This window comes from Novosphingobium humi, from assembly GCF_028607105.1.
Classification (GTDB): Bacteria; Pseudomonadota; Alphaproteobacteria; order Sphingomonadales; family Sphingomonadaceae; genus Novosphingobium; species Novosphingobium humi.
In genome coordinates, this window is record NZ_CP117417.1 from 1,722,690 (window position 1) to 1,740,300 (window position 17,611).

The 17,611-nt window shown below is 61.9% G+C and carries 18 protein-coding genes and 3 tRNA genes; 8 read left to right on the forward strand and 13 right to left on the reverse strand.

From position 1 onward, the window contains the following. Positions 1-73: 73 nt before the first annotated feature. From PQ457_RS08115 to PQ457_RS08135, 5 genes are all read left to right on the forward strand, one after another. The gene (locus tag PQ457_RS08115) at positions 74-1,003 is read left to right on the forward strand and encodes an adenine nucleotide alpha hydrolase family protein (RefSeq protein ID WP_273616397.1); all 930 of its coding nucleotides are present in this window, start codon (positions 74-76) and stop codon (positions 1,001-1,003) included. Beyond that, a complete protein-coding gene (locus tag PQ457_RS08120) occupies positions 1,000-1,692 on the forward strand; it encodes a DNA methyltransferase (protein ID WP_273616398.1) in 693 nt (230 codons plus the stop codon). The genes PQ457_RS08115 and PQ457_RS08120 overlap by 4 nt, the downstream gene beginning before the upstream one ends. Next, entirely contained in the window at positions 1,689-1,997 is a 309-nt protein-coding gene (locus PQ457_RS08125) for a helix-turn-helix domain-containing protein (protein ID WP_273616399.1), read from the forward strand. Before PQ457_RS08120 ends, PQ457_RS08125 begins: the two co-directional genes overlap by 4 nt. A 44-nt stretch (positions 1,998-2,041) precedes the next feature. Continuing rightward, on the forward strand, positions 2,042-2,941 hold the full coding sequence (locus PQ457_RS08130; protein WP_273616400.1) for a tyrosine-type recombinase/integrase: 900 nt from the start codon (positions 2,042-2,044) through the stop codon (positions 2,939-2,941). Positions 2,942-2,973: 32 nt separating this feature from the next. Continuing rightward, positions 2,974-3,063, forward strand: a tRNA-Ser gene (locus PQ457_RS08135). Positions 3,064-3,445: 382 nt separating this feature from the next. Here the strand turns inward: PQ457_RS08135 and PQ457_RS08140 are convergent. Then, positions 3,446-3,967, reverse strand: a complete 522-nt coding sequence (locus PQ457_RS08140) for a c-type cytochrome (protein WP_337958462.1) — start codon at positions 3,965-3,967, stop codon at positions 3,446-3,448. Positions 3,968-4,089: 122 nt separating this feature from the next. Continuing rightward, positions 4,090-4,698, reverse strand: a complete 609-nt coding sequence (locus tag PQ457_RS08145; protein ID WP_273616401.1) for a glutathione S-transferase family protein — start codon at positions 4,696-4,698, stop codon at positions 4,090-4,092. 110 nt (positions 4,699-4,808) lie between these two features. Between PQ457_RS08145 and ftrA the strand changes: the two genes are divergently transcribed. Beyond that, positions 4,809-5,804: a transcriptional regulator FtrA gene (ftrA, locus tag PQ457_RS08150; RefSeq protein WP_273616402.1), complete on the forward strand. Its 996-nt coding sequence runs from the start codon at positions 4,809-4,811 to the stop codon at positions 5,802-5,804. A gap of 116 nt (positions 5,805-5,920) precedes the next feature. Here ftrA and PQ457_RS08155 read toward each other — a convergent pair whose 3' ends face one another. Beyond that, positions 5,921-6,865, reverse strand: coding sequence for an NAD-dependent epimerase/dehydratase family protein (locus PQ457_RS08155; protein WP_273616403.1), 945 nt, complete (start codon positions 6,863-6,865; stop codon positions 5,921-5,923). 91 nt (positions 6,866-6,956) lie between these two features. Here PQ457_RS08155 and PQ457_RS08160 point away from each other — a divergent pair, with 91 nt between their 5' ends. After that, the gene (locus tag PQ457_RS08160; RefSeq protein ID WP_273616404.1) at positions 6,957-7,889 is read left to right on the forward strand and encodes a LysR family transcriptional regulator; all 933 of its coding nucleotides are present in this window, start codon (positions 6,957-6,959) and stop codon (positions 7,887-7,889) included. Here PQ457_RS08160 and PQ457_RS08165 read toward each other — a convergent pair. The 8 genes from PQ457_RS08165 to PQ457_RS08200 form a co-directional block, all read right to left on the reverse strand. Then, positions 7,873-8,400, reverse strand: coding sequence for a hypothetical protein (locus PQ457_RS08165; RefSeq protein ID WP_273616405.1), 528 nt, complete (start codon positions 8,398-8,400; stop codon positions 7,873-7,875). The two genes, PQ457_RS08160 and PQ457_RS08165, sit on opposite strands and share 17 nt — an antisense overlap. 81 nt (positions 8,401-8,481) lie before the next feature. Further along, positions 8,482-8,808: a hypothetical protein gene (locus PQ457_RS08170; RefSeq protein WP_273616406.1), complete on the reverse strand. Its 327-nt coding sequence runs from the start codon at positions 8,806-8,808 to the stop codon at positions 8,482-8,484. A 40-nt stretch (positions 8,809-8,848) separates the two neighbouring features. Next, the gene (locus tag PQ457_RS08175; RefSeq protein WP_273616407.1) at positions 8,849-9,274 is read right to left on the reverse strand and encodes a DUF983 domain-containing protein; all 426 of its coding nucleotides are present in this window, start codon (positions 9,272-9,274) and stop codon (positions 8,849-8,851) included. Between the two features lie 636 nt (positions 9,275-9,910). Continuing rightward, positions 9,911-10,219, reverse strand: coding sequence for a UrcA family protein (locus PQ457_RS08180; protein ID WP_273616408.1), 309 nt, complete (start codon positions 10,217-10,219; stop codon positions 9,911-9,913). Between the two features lie 334 nt (positions 10,220-10,553). Further along, positions 10,554-11,462 carry a hypothetical protein gene (locus PQ457_RS08185; RefSeq protein WP_273616409.1) on the reverse strand — a complete coding sequence of 303 codons (909 nt, stop codon included), beginning with the start codon at positions 11,460-11,462 and terminating at the stop codon, positions 10,554-10,556. 207 nt (positions 11,463-11,669) lie between these two features. Then, positions 11,670-13,805 (reverse strand): discoidin domain-containing protein, encoded by a 2,136-nt coding sequence (locus PQ457_RS08190; RefSeq protein WP_273616410.1) that lies wholly within the window; start codon positions 13,803-13,805, stop codon positions 11,670-11,672. A gap of 78 nt (positions 13,806-13,883) precedes the next feature. Continuing rightward, positions 13,884-15,155, reverse strand: coding sequence for an SAM-dependent methyltransferase (locus PQ457_RS08195; protein WP_273616411.1), 1,272 nt, complete (start codon positions 15,153-15,155; stop codon positions 13,884-13,886). 118 nt (positions 15,156-15,273) lie between these two features. Next, positions 15,274-16,299 (reverse strand): sensor domain-containing diguanylate cyclase, encoded by a 1,026-nt coding sequence (locus PQ457_RS08200; RefSeq protein ID WP_273616412.1) that lies wholly within the window; start codon positions 16,297-16,299, stop codon positions 15,274-15,276. Between the two features lie 154 nt (positions 16,300-16,453). Here PQ457_RS08200 and PQ457_RS08205 point away from each other — a divergent pair, with 154 nt between their 5' ends. Beyond that, positions 16,454-17,098: an FKBP-type peptidyl-prolyl cis-trans isomerase gene (locus PQ457_RS08205; RefSeq protein WP_273616413.1), complete on the forward strand. Its 645-nt coding sequence runs from the start codon at positions 16,454-16,456 to the stop codon at positions 17,096-17,098. An 81-nt stretch (positions 17,099-17,179) separates the two neighbouring features. Here the strand turns inward: PQ457_RS08205 and PQ457_RS08210 are convergent. Then, positions 17,180-17,265, reverse strand: a tRNA-Tyr gene (locus PQ457_RS08210). Positions 17,266-17,504: 239 nt separating this feature from the next. Then, positions 17,505-17,590, reverse strand: a tRNA-Tyr gene (locus tag PQ457_RS08215). Positions 17,591-17,611 lie beyond the last annotated feature (21 nt).

The window sequence follows — 17,611 nt, forward strand, 5'->3', positions numbered from 1 at the left end:
CTTCCTTTCTCTTGGATCTTTGCTCCACGGTCATTGAGCCAGTGCAGCAATTTGACCTCTTCGGGGATGTGGCGTGAACCCCTATCTCATTCCCGGCCCGGCCCTTTACGCGATGAGCGGCGGACGAACCTCGGCATTCCAGCTCAAGCAGGTGCTGGATGCAAATGGCGGCAAGCTGCCCGAGGATCACCATGTTGCGTTCTGCAATACCGGCATGGAACTGGAGAAAACCCTGCGTTTCGTCCACGAATGCGGCACTCGTTGGGGCGTTCATATCCATTGGCTCGAATGGCGTGATCGGCGTAAAAGAACGCCTGTCAGCCAGCGTTTTGAGGAAGTGGGCTTCAACAGCGCAAGCCGGTTTGGCGAACCGTTTGAAGCCCTGATCCGCAGCAAGAAAGCGGTGCCCAACATCATGGCGCGTTGGTGTACAGAACACCTCAAGGTGCAGGTCTGCGCCGATTTCATGGAAAGCCTTGGCTATGAATCCTGGCATAATGTAATCGGCCTACGCGCTGATGAATTGCGCCGGGTCGTCAAGAAGGACGCGCAGAACGAAGCTGGCGAAAGCCCATGGGTCAATGTGATGCCCATGGTCAAGGCTGGTCACACCAAGGAAGATGTGCGGCGTTTTTGGTTTGGCAACATGAAGCCAATCGACGCCGTGCAGATCCAGCGCGATTTTGGCCCCAGCGCCTGCGCCACGCTACCCCAAGGTTTCGATCTTGGCCTTGATGAATGGGAGGGCAATTGCAGCCTATGCTTTGCGGTGGGCTATCAAATCCTGCTGCATCGCATCCGCCGCCGCCCCGAAGCCATCCACCTCTGGTCGCACTTTGAGCGCCTGGGCAACGGCACGTTTACCACGGAATACAGCTATGCCGATCTGGGCAAGGCTGCGTCGTCAAGCCCATTGCTGGATCTGGGCGACAATTTTACCAGCGATGCCGAATGCGGCGTTGGCGGCGTGGACAATGCGATCCGATGTGGGGCCCGCACATGACCGTCACCCGCATCGGCCCCCACCGCTTGATCCTGGGCAACGCCTATACGATCCTGCCCACGCTCGGCTGGTTTGATGCCCTGTGCATGGACCCGCCCTATGTGTTCCGCGCCACTGGCGGCGGTCAATACCGCAAGCAGCGGGCGACCATGGATCAGATCGTCGAGGAAAAGCTCGATCAGGGCTTTGACCACACCATCATCAATCCGCTTTTGTACGGCAACGTGGTGGTGTTCTGCCACAACGATCAGCTTCCAAAGGTGCTGCCCTACCTCGACGGATCATTCCGGCGCCAGGCGGTCTGCATCTGGCGCAAGAGCAATCCCCAGCCGGTGGCGAACAAGCATTACCAGCCCGTCATGGAATTCTACATCCATGCGTGGAATGAGGGCTATCACCCTCAAGGCGCGCTTGCTGACCTCGACCGACAAATCACCGCCTATTCGCCGCGCGGCGCTGAAAAGTTCGGCCACCCCACGGTCAAGCCTTTGCCCGTCATGGACAAGATCATGGGCAACATGGCCGGGAAGACCGTGTGCGACCCCTTCATGGGCACCGGATCAACCGGCGTGGCCGCCATCCGCGCGGGCAAGACCTTCACCGGCATCGAGCACAACCCCGCCCATTTCGAAACCGCCCGCAAGCGCATCAGCGAGGCATGGGCGCAGGCACAGCAGGAGGCAGTGTGACCGGCAGCACCTACACCGACCGCGCAGGCGTCGATTACGTCATCAAGAAAACCGGCCTGTCGCGCCGTACTGTCCAATCGATGGCGGCGCGCGGCCTCATTCCGGGCGCGGCGAAGCTCGGAAAGCTGTGGACCTTTGACCGCAGCAAACTTGGAAAATGGATCAGCGATAAGGAACGCGAATGCCTAAGCCGTCAAATCTCTTCCAGCGGGGCGGTATTTTCTATGCCCGCATTCAAGTTGGCGGCGTCGAAAAGCGGCACTCCCTTAAGACAAAGGATCGCCGAGAGGCGGAGCGCCGGCTGAAAGCGGTCCTGGCCGAGGTCAGCGTCTATCACGGCTCGACCCGGATGTCGTTTGACGATGTGATTGACGGATTTCTGGTCGAGGCAAAAAGCCGCCTCAAGCCCAAGACCTATAAGCGCTACGAGGTCAGCGCCCTGCAGTTGGCGCTCAAGTGGGAGGGTCAATGGTGGGACAGCGTGACCAAAAAGGCGGTCGTCGAATATATTGACGAACGCAAGGCGGCCGGTGCCAAGATCCCGACCATCCAGCGCGACCTGACTGTCCTTTCGCAGGCGGCCGAATGGGCCATCGAGCGCGAGCATGGGCAGGTGAACCCTGTCCGGCTGATCGGCAAGCGTCAGCTGCGCTATAAAAAGCCCGTTTTCGTCCGACCAAATCAGCGGTCGGTCGAGGCGGTTCTCAGCGCTTGCTATGGGAATGTCGGCCCTCTCGCCCGCTTTCTTTTGGCCACCGGCATGCGGATGGAAGAGGCAACCACGCTGGAATGGGGCGAGATCTCTTTCGAGCGACGGGCGGCCCAATTGTCAGAGACAAAGAACAGCACGGCGCGGGCCGTGTGGCTGTCAGACGATGCATTGGCGGTGTTGCATGGGCAGGATCGAAAGACCCGCTACGTCTTCCAGACGCGAAATGGAGAGCCCTATGTGCAGGCCAGCACCGGCTTTGGCGAGGCGAAGCGGCGCGCCCAAAAGTCGGCACAGTTGGAGGGGTGGCGCTTCACCTCTTTTCGCCTGCATGATCTAAGGCATCTTTACGCCATCGAATTTCTTGCTAAGGGCGGAAATCTCTATGCGCTTCAGCGTCAGCTGGGCCATAGTACGATCCGTCAGACGGAAGAGTATTTGCAGTTCCTCACCCCCGAGGAAGCGGAAAGAGCCAAAAGGGATGCCGGCACAAATGTCGGCACACACACGGCGGTTTTCGGAATTGAGGGGGACGGGTAAAACCGCAGAAACTCTAGCGAAATGGCGAGTGCGGACAGGTGGCCGAGTGGTTTAAGGCAGCGGTCTTGAAAACCGCCGTGGGTGGAAGCTCACCGTGGGTTCGAATCCCACCCTGTCCGCCAAGACCTCTTTTTTCAGCATCCTAACGGGATCAGAAAAGAGGCGAAATCTCAAGGATATGCCGATATTTTGCATTCCTTGAATCCGGTTGGACAGGTGCTTGTCCAATCGGGGTTTGGGGTATCCATGGGGGTCCCGTCTTTGCATTTCACAAAGGAATGTGCCCGATCTGCCTGTCGGAAAGCAAAGGCGCGGCGAAAAGCCCATCAAACTTTATGATGCCAATGGTCCCTTCCCCTATGTCTCGCCCTCTGCGCTGACAGCACAGTGGCCAGCGCCACCGGCGCCGCCAGCGCACGCCAAATCACCAATGCCCACCCGTTGACGGATCATGCAGATGGTACGGTTGGAGGGGGCGTGACGCGCCCTCCAGCCCAGGACCGATCAATTCGGCGTCTGGCCCAATTGCCGCAGATAGGCAATGATATCCGCCCGGTCGAGCCTGTCGCTAATCCCGTTGAATTGCATTGACGTGCCCGGAACCATCTTTTTCGGATTGCTGATCCAGCGATCCAACGTAGCAGCGTCCCACTTTCCTCCCTTGCCGCGCAAATCGGCCGTATAGCCGAATCTCACGCTGTTCGTGCCCATGGGCTTTCCATAGACCCCGAACAGGTTTGGCCCACCGCGATCGGTCGCCCCTTCAATATAGGAATGACAGGCTGCGCATTGCCCGAATTTCGATGCGCCGACTTTGGCGTCGGCAACGCGCATGAAATCGTCCAGCGTGGGATTGGCTCCCACGGCACGCAGGCGCTCTTCCCGGCGGTCATCCGTGCATCCCCCTATCAGGACCAAGGCTCCCAACAACAGGCCATGCACCATATTTTTGGTGTGGCGCGGTAAAATTCGGTCGCGGAAGGTCTTCTGAAAAGGACGGGAAACGGATTCGTCTGGATCATTCATGCCAATCGCGTTGCTCCCAAGTGTCCTGCTTGTCCAGTCGGACCGGATGGGGGTTGCCGCCAAATCCGCCTTTCAGAACCCATTGATCGTTGGGCAGGCTTCGCGCACCCTGGCATTTCCTCCTAATTGAAAGGGAACGCGAGAAAGGCAGCGCTCTCTTCTGCTCTCCGCGAAAGGCGTGACAAGGACGGGAGCGCCTTCGCATCAACCGCCTCAGGCACCATCTCTTTGGCGAAGCGCCAGGCCACCGCTGCGGTGATGTCGGCCTGAAGCGGATGGTTGCCAAAACACCACGGCTGAGCGGGGCTGACCTCCTGTTCCAGAAGGTGCAGCGCCTGCGCCAATTGACCGTGGACGCGATCGAGCCATGCTTGATGGCGCTTTTCTTCGGGCCGCAGATTGTGCTCATAGACGATCTGCACCGCCTTTTCGCAGGCCGCCAAGGCCAGACCGACGATCCGCTGGGACAGAGCATGGGCCGCCGGATCAGCGGGTGACAGGCTGCGTCCTGCAAGGCGCTCGACATGTTCCAGAATCAGGCTGGAATCCATCAGCACGATCCCCTCGTCAGTCACCAGCGTGGGCGCTTTGACCACCGGATTGATCGCGGCAAAGGCATCAAACGTGGAAAACACCGAGAGCGCCTGATGCTCGAAATCGAGACCCAAAAGGCCGAGCGAAATGGCAACCCGGCGCACATAGGGCGAATCCAGCATACCGATCAGTTTCATCTTGTCCTCCTTGACCCGGCCGCCGCAACAGGCCGAATTCCGTTAAGGCCCGGAATAATGCACCCTCCGGATCGTTGCCATTGGCAGGTATGCCAAGTATCGAAAGGATCATGCCAAACGCCAAGCCTCTGGTCGTCATCCTTGCCTATGATCGGCTCTGCACCTTTGAATTCGGCTGCGCTTTTGAAGTCTTTGGCCTGCCGCGCCCGGAAATGGGGAATGACTGGTATCGCTGCCTTACCGCCGCCGCAGAGCCCGGCCCTTTGCGCGGCACGGGCGGTGTGCAGGTTATGGCAGACGGCGATCTGGATCTGCTGCATCATGCCCATACGATCGTCATTCCCGGATGGCGCGGCCCGCGTGAACCGGCTCCTGCCGCGCTGCTCGACGCATTGCGAGAGGCCCATGGGCGCGGCGCAAGGCTTATGGCGATCTGCGCCGGGGCCTTTGTGCTGGCGCAGGCCGGGCTGCTCGATGGGCGGCGAGCCACCACCCATTGGCACCATTTAACCAGCCTTGCCGATCAGGCCAGCAAAACAGTGATCGAACCCGACGTGCTCTATGTCGATGAGGGCGATATTCTGACCTCGGCAGGCAGCGCGGCAGGACTGGACCTGTGCCTTCATGTGGTGCGCAAGGATTTTGGCCGGAACGCCGCCAACAGCGTGGCGCGCCGCCTGGTGGTGCCCCCCCATCGCGATGGCGGGCAGGCCCAGTTTATCGAGCGCGCCCTGCCGCCGCCGTCCGGCCACCGCCTGTCCGGGTTGCTCACAGCCATTCAGGCAAAGCCCGGCGAGAACTGGAGTGTGGAGCGCATGGCGGCGGAGGCTCATCTCAGCTCCCGCAGTCTGCACCGCCATCTGTTGGGCGCCACGGGCCTGACGCCGGGCGCATGGCTTCAACAGCAGCGCGTAGCTTATGCCCGCATGCTGATCGAGGAGACGCATCTGTCCATCGAAGCTGTGGCCGAACGGGCGGGCTTCGGCACCGCAGCCAACTTCCGTCAACAATTCCGGGCTGCAACCGGCCTGTCGCCCAGGGCGTATCGCAACACTTTCGGCCTGCGCCCCGGCACGGGGGCGGGCCATGGCGCCGTCAAGCGATGACCCACCATCCACGCAACCACCTTTCAGCCCCCGCCAACATGCCCGGTTTGTCGACGAGAGGGTGACCGGAGTGCGCCCAATGCGAAGCGAATATGGCCCCCACGCTTCCTGCGTCCTCAAAGGCACTGCAGGTCGTTCAGCGTCGCGCGCACCGCTTCCAGAAGCGGCGTCCGGGGTTCATCCCCCAGTGTCGCCACGAGCCGGGCATTGGTCATGCGGACCGGCCTTTGCCAGAGATAGCGCATCTCCATCATCTCGCGCGGCGTAGTCGCCACCAGCGCGGCGATGCGGAGCACCCACCATGGCAGCGGGCGGACCGGCACGACGGGATCACCCATCACGCGGGCAATGGCCTGCACCATCTGGCGCCCGTCATGATCCCAGTGCCCCTCCATATGGAATGAGGCGAAGGCCGGCAGATCCGCGCGCTCCAGCAAGCGGACCATGGTTTCGGCGACGTCGGGCAGATAGGCCCATTGATGGCCGACACCCACCGCGCCCGGATTGCGGATGACCTTTGGGCGAGCCCCCGCAGTCACCAGCCCCTGTCCGAACCAGTTGTTGGCCGCGCCGGGGCCAAAAAAGTCACCCGCCCGGACGATAAGAGCCTTGCATCGCCCCCGCTGGGCAGCCGTGCCCAGCCGCTGCTCCATCTCCACGCGGATCTTGCCCTTGCGGGTCTTCGGCGTTTGCGGTGCGAATTCGTCAATGTTCGGGAACACGTCCGGCCCGAAATTATAGACCGTCCCCGGCAGAAGGACGCGCGCTTGGCTCTCTGATGCGGCACGGATCGTGTTGTCCAGCATCGGCAGAACGAGGCGATCCCAGTCGCGATAGCCCGGCGGGTTAACCGCATGGACGATGACCGATGCGCCCTCGGCCGCCGATGTGACCGCATCCACATCCATCGCATCCCCCGTCACGGCCTCGCATCCTTGCGGCAAGGCGACATTGGCCCGACGGGTCAGCGCCCGAACGGTCCAGCCCCCCGCGATCAGGCGACGCATCACAGCACCGCCGATCCCGCCCGTCGCCCCCAGAACCAACGCTGCCTTCTTCATCTCGCGCCTCCTTGATCGTGCAGGGGCAAGATGAAGCCGATTTCGATAAACGGAAATTGTCATATTTCGTGCAGATGCTATACGAAAATAGATGAGCAAGGAACCGAGTTGGGATGTCTACCGCAGTTTCGCTGCGGTTCTGCAGCAGGGCTCGCTGTCGGCCGCGTCGCGCGCACTGGGCATGACGCAACCCAGCATTGCCCGCCACATCGATGCATTGGAGCAGGCGATCGGTGCCAGACTGTTCGTGCGATCACAGCGGGGGCTGTCGGCCACCGATCACGCCTTGGCGCTGCGCCCGCATGCCGAAGCCCTTCTTGCCGCGGCGGAAGCGCTCCGCCGATCAGCCGAAGGCGTGTCGGGAAGGCCGGAGGGCACGGTGCGGATCACCGCCAGCCAGGCGGTCGGGACGCACCACCTGCCGACAATCCTGACCCGCCTGCGACGCGCGCAACCCGGGCTGAACTTCGAACTGGCGTTGACCGACGATCTTGACGACCTGCTGCAACGCCAGGCTGACATCGCGATACGGATGACGCAGCCAGAGCAGAAATCGCTGGTGGCCAAAAGCGTGGGCTCGGTCTGCCTTGGCCTTTTCGCACACCGCAGCTATCTTGAGCAAAAAGGTTGCCCCAGCCGGCTCGAAGACCTGCGCAATCACGATCTGATCGGCTTTGATGCCGAAACCCCCTTTACCAGAGCCGGCATGCGTCATCTGCCGGGGATCGATCGCTCCATGTTCGCCCTGCGTGTCGACAACCCGGCGGCACAGTTCGAAGCCATTCGCGCGGGGTTCGGCATCGGCATTTGCCAGACCGCCGTTGCGACGCGCGACCCGGACCTTTGCCGCGTGCTGGCAGACCTATTCGATCTGCCCCTGCCGGTGTGGATCGTGATGCACGAGGACCTGCGAAACGGCAGTCGCTACAGGTTCACCTTCGACGCGCTCGTCGAGGCCTTCGCGGGGATCACGCAGGAGGCATTTTCCGCAACGGGCCCAAACGTCTTCAACGCACAAAACTGAACCAACCAGCGGCAACATCACCATAGACCCACGCAAGCGCGCTGATGGTCACCGCGATGCTGAAATAGATCTTTTCGCGCAGCAGGGAGTCGCGTCTGCGGATCAGCGCGTCACGCAAAGGCTCGATGGCCTGCTTCAAGGTATCAAGATGCTGAATGCCCTCGCCATCGAGAGCGTGACCGGCCTGTCCGAGGCGGTCATACAGATCGGCCTCCGCAGTCGGCTTTGCAACCAGAAACACGGCAAGTGTGAGCACGAACGCCAAAGCGCCGCCCCAACCGCCCACGGCCTTGTCACCCCAGCACCCGGCGTAAACAATCCCGATCAGGGATACAGTGAGAGCGACCAACATCGTAACGAAGATGCGCAATTCGCTGGTCCATTGTGCGCCTGCGCCTTCGTCATTGCTGTTTCGATCCTGATCGTAATGCCATTTGACGGCAAAGAACATGGCCGTACCGATGACACTGCCCTTTAAAATCAGGAATATTACTGGAACCCAATCCATCATGGTGTCCTAACAGAAGTCATATCGGATGAGGTTTCAAAACCTGTCCTCACCCGCCACATTTGCGATCTATCGCCCCGCGTGTCAGACCGGATTGATCTGGCGCGTTGCTTGCGGGCCAATCAGGGCCGATAGCAGGTTAAGGCCACGCCGCAATTGATCGTGCCCTATGGTTCCGCCGATGGACACCCGCATGACAGCAGGCCATGCCACGGGACAGGAGCAGTTCGGCCCCTGCCCCGCGCGCCGATGGGGCAAGCCCGCCTTGATGGCATCGGCAAGAGACTGGGCAATCGCGAGATGTTCAGGTCCGCTCGCCATATTGATGTCAGGCGTCCAATCGATCACCGAGGGGCCCCAACTTTTTGTATGCATTTTGTATGGATTGCTCATCCCGGTGATGGAGAGCATGGCGCCCAGCCCATCAGGACCGCGGTTCCCTGCGCGCACCTCAATCAGCCTTATCCTCGGCGCGGGCGTGCAGTTCGGCCCACAGCTTTTCGGTACCGGCCTCCTGCGCGTGATTCACATAGGCCGAGGCGACCAGCCACCCCTTGATATAGGGCAATGGCAAGACGCAGCCGAGCATCAATAGCGGGAGCGATGTGACCATATGCACCCAATAGGGCGGATCAAACGTCACCTGAAGCCAGACAACAAAAAAGGACAGCGGAAACGCCACGATACAGAGCGAAAAGAACGCCGGGCCATCATCGGGAGCCGCAAACTTGTAGTCCAGCCCGCAATGGGGGCAGCGGTCCTGCAACTTCAGCCAGCGTTTGAACATGGATGCCTTGCCGCATTTTGGGCAACAGCCCCTGATGCCGCAATGAAAAATCCATTTCCCTTTATTTTCAATCAGATTTGCGGGTTTCATCGGCCTTATCCCTTGAAGGGGCACTGATTCTTCATCCCGCTTATCATGCATGCATAAAGCATGCAATAATGCATACAATTGCCGGTCTGTTTGTATCGGCAATATGTGACTGTTGCCGTTTGGCAGGGCAAAAGCGGCTTATGGCTGACAAGCCGAACCAGGCGCGGACCACCAGCCCAAGGCAACAAATGCGACATCGGTTGCGCGGCAAGTCGAAGGACGACGCCGTTCAGATCGACATTGTCGCGCATTGCATTGACGACGTGCGTTGCGCGCGCGGTCGGCCTTTCGACCAGCCCCTGCCTGTCGCGGGGAAAAACACTCGAAAGCCTCGGCTACATCCAATCTTACGGCGCCCGCATCGCGCTGGATATGTTGGGCGACCATGTGACGGTGTTTACCGAGGTTAAGCTGACCGGGCATGGGCAAGTTTTCCAGCTGCATCGTGCTGGGCACACCGATCCTTCGCAAAGGCTATCCCCTGGACCGCATTTTTGGCCTGACCTGCCCCCCGGAAATGTGACCGGCACCTGGGGGAGGCTGACGCAAGGATTCGCCCGGAAATGAAGCGCAGCAGGCCGGGATGGCGACGGCGGAGGTATGCCATCGCCATGGCCGAGACTTTGGGCATGGCGATCAATGCAGCATCGGCAATCCGCGCGCGGCCAGGACGGTTTCGGTGCCGAGCGCAGCGCGGGCCCGGCACACATGCTGTTCATGCATCGCGCGCGGAAAGTCGAAGCCATCACCGGCATTCACACAGGCTTCGTCGGCGGCGCGGGCGATGCGCCGGTGCAGCGCGGTCTGCCCCGCAGCCGATCCAAGATCCAGATCGGCGTAGAACACGGCAACATGCGTGGGCTCTGCGGCGGGATCGAGCGGATTGGCGATGCCGGGGCCAAGAGCGGCGGCGGCAAGCGTGGCGATCATCAAGGTCATGGTCATGGGTCTGCTCCTGCATAGGGCCTGCCGAATAGACAGGCGGGCGCGCTCGCGGCCTCGCAGAACGCGGGCGCGGGAGTGGACGGGAAAGGTTGTGGTCGGTGAAAACCGGCTATTTTCGTTGAGACATTAAAACAAAAACAGACGTTTAAATCGAAACTGCAGATCCTTGAAAAAAGGCGGTAAGCATCGCGGCCCCACGAAACATTGGCCCTGTCGGGAAAATCCCCATCGCTCAAAAGGCTGTTCCGATATCCGCCGCCGGCTCTGGGCTAACGCCAAAGGGGAGTCGCGACAATGGCACATTTTTGACCGCGCCGCTCAGGCGCCGGACGGCTCAGGCGGCCATGGGGGCCGCACCCGCCGCGCGGTCCCGCAATGTCCGCGCGGCCGCGATCAGATAGATGATCATCTTGGTCGCAAAGACCCATTCCACCGCCGTTCGGCCCGCAGGGGTAAAGAGAACCGCCCGGTCCCGGACCGCGATCAGGCCCGCCGTCTCGCCCGCCGCCAGCATCCGCCGGACATGCATCCGCGACACCTTGAACCGGCGCGCGCATGTGGCGATCGCGAAAGGAACGGGCGTGTCGGGCGGAAAGACCTCATCGGGGGCTGCATCCAGAAGTTCGTACAGGATCTGGGTTCCAGCGTTTCGGTGCAGGAAAACCTGATGATAGGCTTCGACGTTATGGCCCTGCCGCGTCTCATCGAGGAAGCCATGCGTCAGATGCCGGATGAAGCCGCCGAAGATGATCGGATTGTCGATGTCCGACGCGATTTCTCCGGCCGCCGGGGCCAAAATGGCCAGCGCCTGGGCCAGCAGCGCCAGATGCCTGCGATAGGTGTCCAGAAATTTGTCAGTGGCAAGATAGCGCGCCGGTTGGCCCACCTCCCTCACCGGGCGTGGTTCGACAAAGCCGAGATAGATCATATAGAGGAGAAGCGCACGGGCGCGACCGGGACTGGCCAGCCCGAATTCCGACATCAGGGCCTTGAGGCGCGGCAGCGATATGCCCCCCGACATATGCAGATGCGCAGCGGCCAAAGCGGCGACTTTGCGTCCGGCGTCCTTGAAGATACCGTCCAAGGCCGGGTCCTGGGCGGCGGCCTCAAGCATGGTGCGGATCAGCCGGCGGACCGCGCGCGGATAGGCGGGATCCTGGCGCAGACGCGCATAGCTGTCGGGCGTGATGGTCGATCCGGTGTCCCACGCCAGCAAGGCGGCCAAGGCGGTATCAGTGCTCATTTGGGTTTGGAGGCCCGGTGGACCCTCCCCGGCATGAACCAGCCCCTCTGCGCCATCACGCCAGATGCCCCCTGTTCAGCAGCAGCCCCATGAGATGGATCCTGTCGATACGTGCGACGGCCGTTGCGCGGCCTCGAACAAAGCTATCATCGCGGCCGCAGCGACGGAAGTCCTTCCGCAAATGTACGGCAAGGGAGCCTGCTCCTGCTAGCGCGGCGCGATCACCGCTGCCAAAGTCATCGGCTTGAGGGCGATGACAAGATCCCGCGTCGGAAAAGAGGTTCTTTCCGGCGGGTCCGAGCGCGCGGGGCGACTGGCCGGGCCCTGATCGATCCAGGCATATTGATCCGGCCCAAAGAGGCTGACCCGAACCTGACCGGCAATCGGGCGGGCCGCACCTTTTGCGCCCTGCGCCATGATATGCAGTTCGACCGTCCGATCCGGGCTGCGATTGATGGCCAGCAGGCCCAGTTTTCCATCGGGCCGCGCGATGGCATAGAGGCGCACCGCAAGATCGGCGGCCCCCGTCATCTCGACCGGCAGAAACCGATGCACGCCCTTGGCCATCATCCAGTCGCCGGTCAGCAGCCGGGCGGTATGATAGCTGGGCAACGGCGTGGCCGCCTGCCCGGCGGGGTCGGCCATATGCAGGGCCATGTTGCCATAACCGGCGCAGGCCAGGTTCTGATTGACCGGCACATTCGGCCCATAGCCGAACAGATAGGCCGCGCTGCCGCCTTCGCTCAGGAACTGACCGATGATATTGGCCATCAGCAGGGCGCTGGGCATTTCGGCCATGGCGCGGCCGGAATAGGCGGAAAAGCCGTATTCGGTGATGATCCGGGGAATATCCGGCCCGACGCCCTCGGCCGTCAACCGCGCCATCAGCCGATCCATCAAACGGTCCTCCTCGACCAGCTTGGCGGGAATGTCGCCGCAGATGTCGTCAAAGGGATAGAATTCGAAAGAGTAGAACTGCAGATCGGACAGGTGGCCGCGATCCTGCAGGGCGCGGATGAAATGCCGGTTCCATGAACGATCCGGGTCGGAATTGAGCCATGTTTCGCTCAAGGCGCTTTGCGAACTGGGGCCGCCGAAACGGACACTCGGGGCAATGGGGCGAAGCCGGTCCACCCAGGCGAGGTAAAGCGCGGCATAATCATCGGCATTGCCGAATTGCCCGTCCGGCTCCTCGCCCAGTTCCACCTGCGCCACCGGGTAATGCCGCCGCTGCACATAGCGCAAGGCCGCCGCCGCATTCTTGGGCGTATCAAACAGCACGCCCACCGGCAGCATGATCGGCCGCCCATTGCCAAGCCCGCTGCGAAACACGCGGTCAAGGCCGGGCTGTTCAAGGTTGGGGTCGCGGTCAATCGAGCGATGCCACGGATCGGTGGAGGAGACATGGGTGAATGTCTGCCCCGTCTTGTCAGGGGCATGGCGGACCAGATCCACCAGTTTGCCGTCCGGCCCGATCCGTCCGGCGCCGATCTCGCGCACGGCAAAACCGGCCCGGTCGCGCCAGTCCTTTGCCCCCGGCGGCGCGGTGTGCGATCCCCGCTCCAGCAGCACCCGCAGATATTTCACGCTGACGGGACGCTCTGCCAGTTTCAGCACGACATCGCCGCCAGCCCCGCCGGTCAGCACCCCATGGTCAAAGGTGATCCAATGCGCGCCCGGCCCATAGTCATTGTCGCTGGACCAATATTGGACCTTGTAGGCGGTGGCATAGGGCGTGCCCCAAGCGATGCGGACGGCGTTAATGTCCACCGGATCATCAAAGCGCAGGATCAGCCATTGATCATGCGGGCGCCCATCTTTCAGGAAACCGGCGTCAAGATAGGGATTGGATTTCCAGAAGCTTGTTTCGTCGCCGTCGGTCAGGCGCGAGAAATCCTTGTCATTGGCATTGTCGACCGTGTCGCCCCGCCGGGGCAGCTTGTAGCCCCATGAAACGCGGATCGGCTTTTTCGCGCGGTCGCTTGATGTCCAATAGCCCTGCTGGTGATCGGGATCGCTCCATTGCCCTTCCGGGTTCCAGTGCCAGTTCTCGATGCCCAGTTCGGTGCGCAGCCGATAGGTCAGCCGGGTCAGACGGGCGCTGCGCATGGCGGCGATGTTGTGGCGGGTCAGAAGCCGCCCGGCCGCGCCGCCCGCGCCGCCGTCAATCCCCGCCCCAAGCGCCTCGACCGGGTCGAAACGCGGGCCAGACGCATTGTCGATTTGGATCACGGCCGAAATGGGCGCGCTGTCGCGGCCAAGCACCGGCCCCGGCCCCAGACACGCAAGTCCGAGCAGGATGGGCAGAAGATGGCGGCAACGCAAACGCTGTGAAATGGGCATGCGCTAATAGGAGCCTTGCCACGGTAATCAACAGGGCAAAGCCCGATGCGATCGGGATATGGGCCGCTGCGCCCGATGTCACGCCACCTTGGGCGCCAGATGCCATACGGGCGGCGCCTCGTTTGACAACAGACGCTGCATTTCAGCGGCAATATAGTCGCGCGTCATCGGCAGGGCGCTCTGCTGTTTGACGTTCTGGATATGGAAATTGACCATATTGCCCTGACGGAACGCCTGTTCGGCCCCGACCAGATAGAATTGCCACATGCGCAGCAATTCCTCGTCATACATGGCGATGATCCGGTCGGCGTGCAGCGTGGTGCGCCGATACCATTCGGCCAGCGTTTCGGCATAGTGATAGCGCAGCACCTCGATATCGCCGGTTTTCCACCCCGTCCGCTCGATGGCTCCCACCAGCTCGCTCATCGCCGGGATATAGCCGCCGGGGAAGATATATTTGCGCGTCCACGCATCGGTGAAACCCGGCCCGCCCGCGCGCCCGATCGTATGGGTCAGCATAATGCCGTCATCGGCCAGCCGGTCGAACGTATGGCCGAAATACTCGTCGAAATGGCGCGCGCCGACATGCTCGATCATGCCCACGCTGGTGATCCGGTCGAATGTTTCGGTCAGATCGCGGTAATCGACGAGGCGGAACTGCACCCGGTCGGCCACGCCTGCGGCCTGCGCGCGTTCCTGCGCAAAGGCGACCTGATCGGGGGCCAGCGAAATGCCCAGCACCTCGCAACCGTAATGGCGGTTGAGAAACAGCCCCAGCCCGCCCCAGCCGCAGCCGATATCGAGCACCCGCATCCCGCGCGCATCGGGCGGCAGGCGCAATTTGGCCGCGATCAGCGCTTTCTTTTCCAGTTGGGCCTGTTCCAGCCCCACCTGCGGGCCGGAAAAATAGGCCATCGTATATTGCCGGTCCTCGTCGAGGAACATTTCGTAGAATTGCCGCGTCAGGTCGTAATGGTGGCGTACATTGCGGCTGGAACGGCGGCGGTCGTTGAACTGGTCGAAATACCATGCCGCGCGGTCGATCATCCGGCTCAGCCGCCCCGGCGCGTCCATATGGGTCTTGGCCGCCTTGGCCTCGGCGCCGATCATCAGCACCAGATCGCGGATGTCATGGGGCGGCTCGACCACCATCCAGCCGCGCATATAGGCCTCGCCCGCGCCCAGCGAAGGGTTGCGCGCAATATGCCCTGCGGTGCGCTTGTCGGTGAAGCGCAGGCAGAGCGGAGCGCCCTTGCCCGAGCCGTAAAGATGGACCTTCCCGTCCGCGTCGGTGATCTGCAAAGGCCCGGTGCGGATCGCACGGCGGAGGAAGCGGTCAAGCAGCCACATATCTCATCCTTTCATTCCGTCGCCAACCAATGCCTCAGGCGCGGGTCGGTTCCGCAACCCCAACAGAAACACTTAACGGCGCGATGAAAACAGCCGGAAATATACGGGTAGGCCGGGCTCAGGCCATTTGGGCGCGGGCCTCGCGCCTTTGCCGTTTTTCCAGATACATCGCAGCATCGGCATCCTGCAGCGCCTGATCCACCGTGGTGTGGCGCGGATCGGCGCTGACGATGCCCAGGCTGGCGCCGGGATAGGTCATCGAGCAGCCGGGCAGATCGTAATGCCCCTCGATCAGCCCGGCCAACCGCCGCCGCATCGCCGCCACGGTCATTTCGCTGCCCTGCCCTTGCGCCGGCCCAAGCCCCGCCAGCACAAATTCATCGCCGCCCAGCCGCCCCAGCAGGTCGCTGCCCCGCATGCCCGCAGACAGCCTGCGCCCGACCTCGATGAGGAAAGCATCGCCGCATTCATGGCCATAGGTGTCGTTGATCTGCTTAAAGCCATCAAGGTCGATAAAGGCCACCGTCACCCGCCGCCCCTCGCGCAGGGCAAGGCTGAAAAGGCGGCCCAGTTCCTGAAAGATGAAGCGGCGATTGGGCAGGCCGGTCAACGTGTCGGTAAAGGAAAAGCCCTCCAGCTCACGATTGGCCCGCTGGAGCCTTTCAAGCAGGTTCTCGCGCTGGATATGCTGCTGGATCAAAGCACCGAACAGGATCAGCACCTGACGCCCTTCGGAAGTGATCGGGCGTTTTTCCGAGCTGGCGGCGCATAATGTGCCAAACAGGCTGCCATCCTCGAGCCGCACAGGGGTGGAGGCATAGGTGCATATGCCAAGCGCGCGCGCCGCATCCGAATCGCCCCAGCAGCCCGCCACATCATCCGTGAAAGGTTGTCCGGCATCCAGCGCCCGTTTGCACAAAGTGTCGTCCCATGGCACCGAGAGGCCCTCAGGGATCTGCATCACCTTGCTGTTGCGGGCATAGAGGATGCTCTGGACCCCGGCTTCCTCGTCAATCCGGGTCAGATAGGTGCTTTCCAGCCCCGTCACCAGTTCGAGCATGGTCAGAAGCGGGCGGGTGAGTTGTTCGACCGTCTGCGCACTTGCAACCGTTTCGGAAATCTGACCCAGCAACGCGTCCGACATGGCAGATCCTCTTTGTTCTGCGAGCCTTACGTCGGCTCTTCTAGCCCCCAACAATGCCAAAATCCACCCATTTGGCATCAGACAATATGCTGAGCCGAGGGATAAATGCCATCGGCTTGATCGCGGCGGGCCATCCTGCCTATACCTCGCGGTCATGAAGCAACTGTCTCGCGCTCTGTCGCCCCTCGCCCTTTCCCTGTCTTTTGCTGGGGCTCTGTCCCTGTTCGGGGCCGCCCATGCCGCCTCGCCCGCGCACAAGCCCGCGGCGGCCAAGTCCGCAGCGCCTGCGGCCAAGACGGCCGTTGCGGCCAGCAATGCGATCATCCCGCTGCCGCTGAACCCGATCCTGCCCCCCGCCCAGCGCGTCTGCGGCACCAAGACCGCTTCGGGCGTCAGCTTCACCATGCTGCGCCCGGCCACCGGCCCCGTGCCTGCCGAAGAGGATTACGTGCTGGTCAATTATATCGGCTATCTGGCCGCCACGGGCGCTGTCTTCGATCAGGGAATGCATGCGACATTTCCCGTCGCGGGCGTGATCCCCGGTTTCTCGCAGGGGCTTCAGATGGTGCCCAAGGGCGGCATCGCGCGTTTCTGCATTCCGGCGGCCATGGGCTATGGCGCGCAGGCCGCAGGCCCAATTCCCGCCAATTCCGATCTGGTGTTTCAGGTAGAGTTGGTTGACTACAAGACCGGCGCAGAGATCGAAACGATGCGCAAGGCCCGCGCGGCGGCAACGGCCCCTGCCGAAACGGCTCCTGCCGCTCCTGCCCCCGCGCCCACCGGCACGCCCCAGCAATAAGGCAAGGCGCTGCGCCGGGCCGTCGGTCTGGCGCAGCCTCGAAGGCCCTTTGCCGCTTTGATGCTGCTTTATGAGAAACGGTGGTGGACAGGGCTAGATTCGAACTAGCGTACGCTTGCGCGGGCAGATTTACAGTCTGCTGCCTTTAACCACTCGGCCACCTGTCCACACCGTCAGGCCTCTTTGGCAGAGGCATCGAGCTGGGGGTCTCCCCCCGAATGGCCCCATTTGTGTGGAGCCGTTCAGCCGAGGTCCGCGCCTATGCGGATCTTGTTCGCGTCTGTCAACAGGCAGAAATCATTGCGCACAAATTCTGTGACAAAAGCCACGACACGCAAGGAAACAGACCCCCGGCAGGGCCAATCACAATGAATTGATTGGGAATTATCGGGGGAAACTGCAACGGTGGTGGACAGGGCTAGATTCGAACTAGCGTACGCTCTCGCGGGCAGATTTACAGTCTGCTGCCATTAACCACTCGGCCACCTGTCCACACCGTCAGGCCTCTTGCGA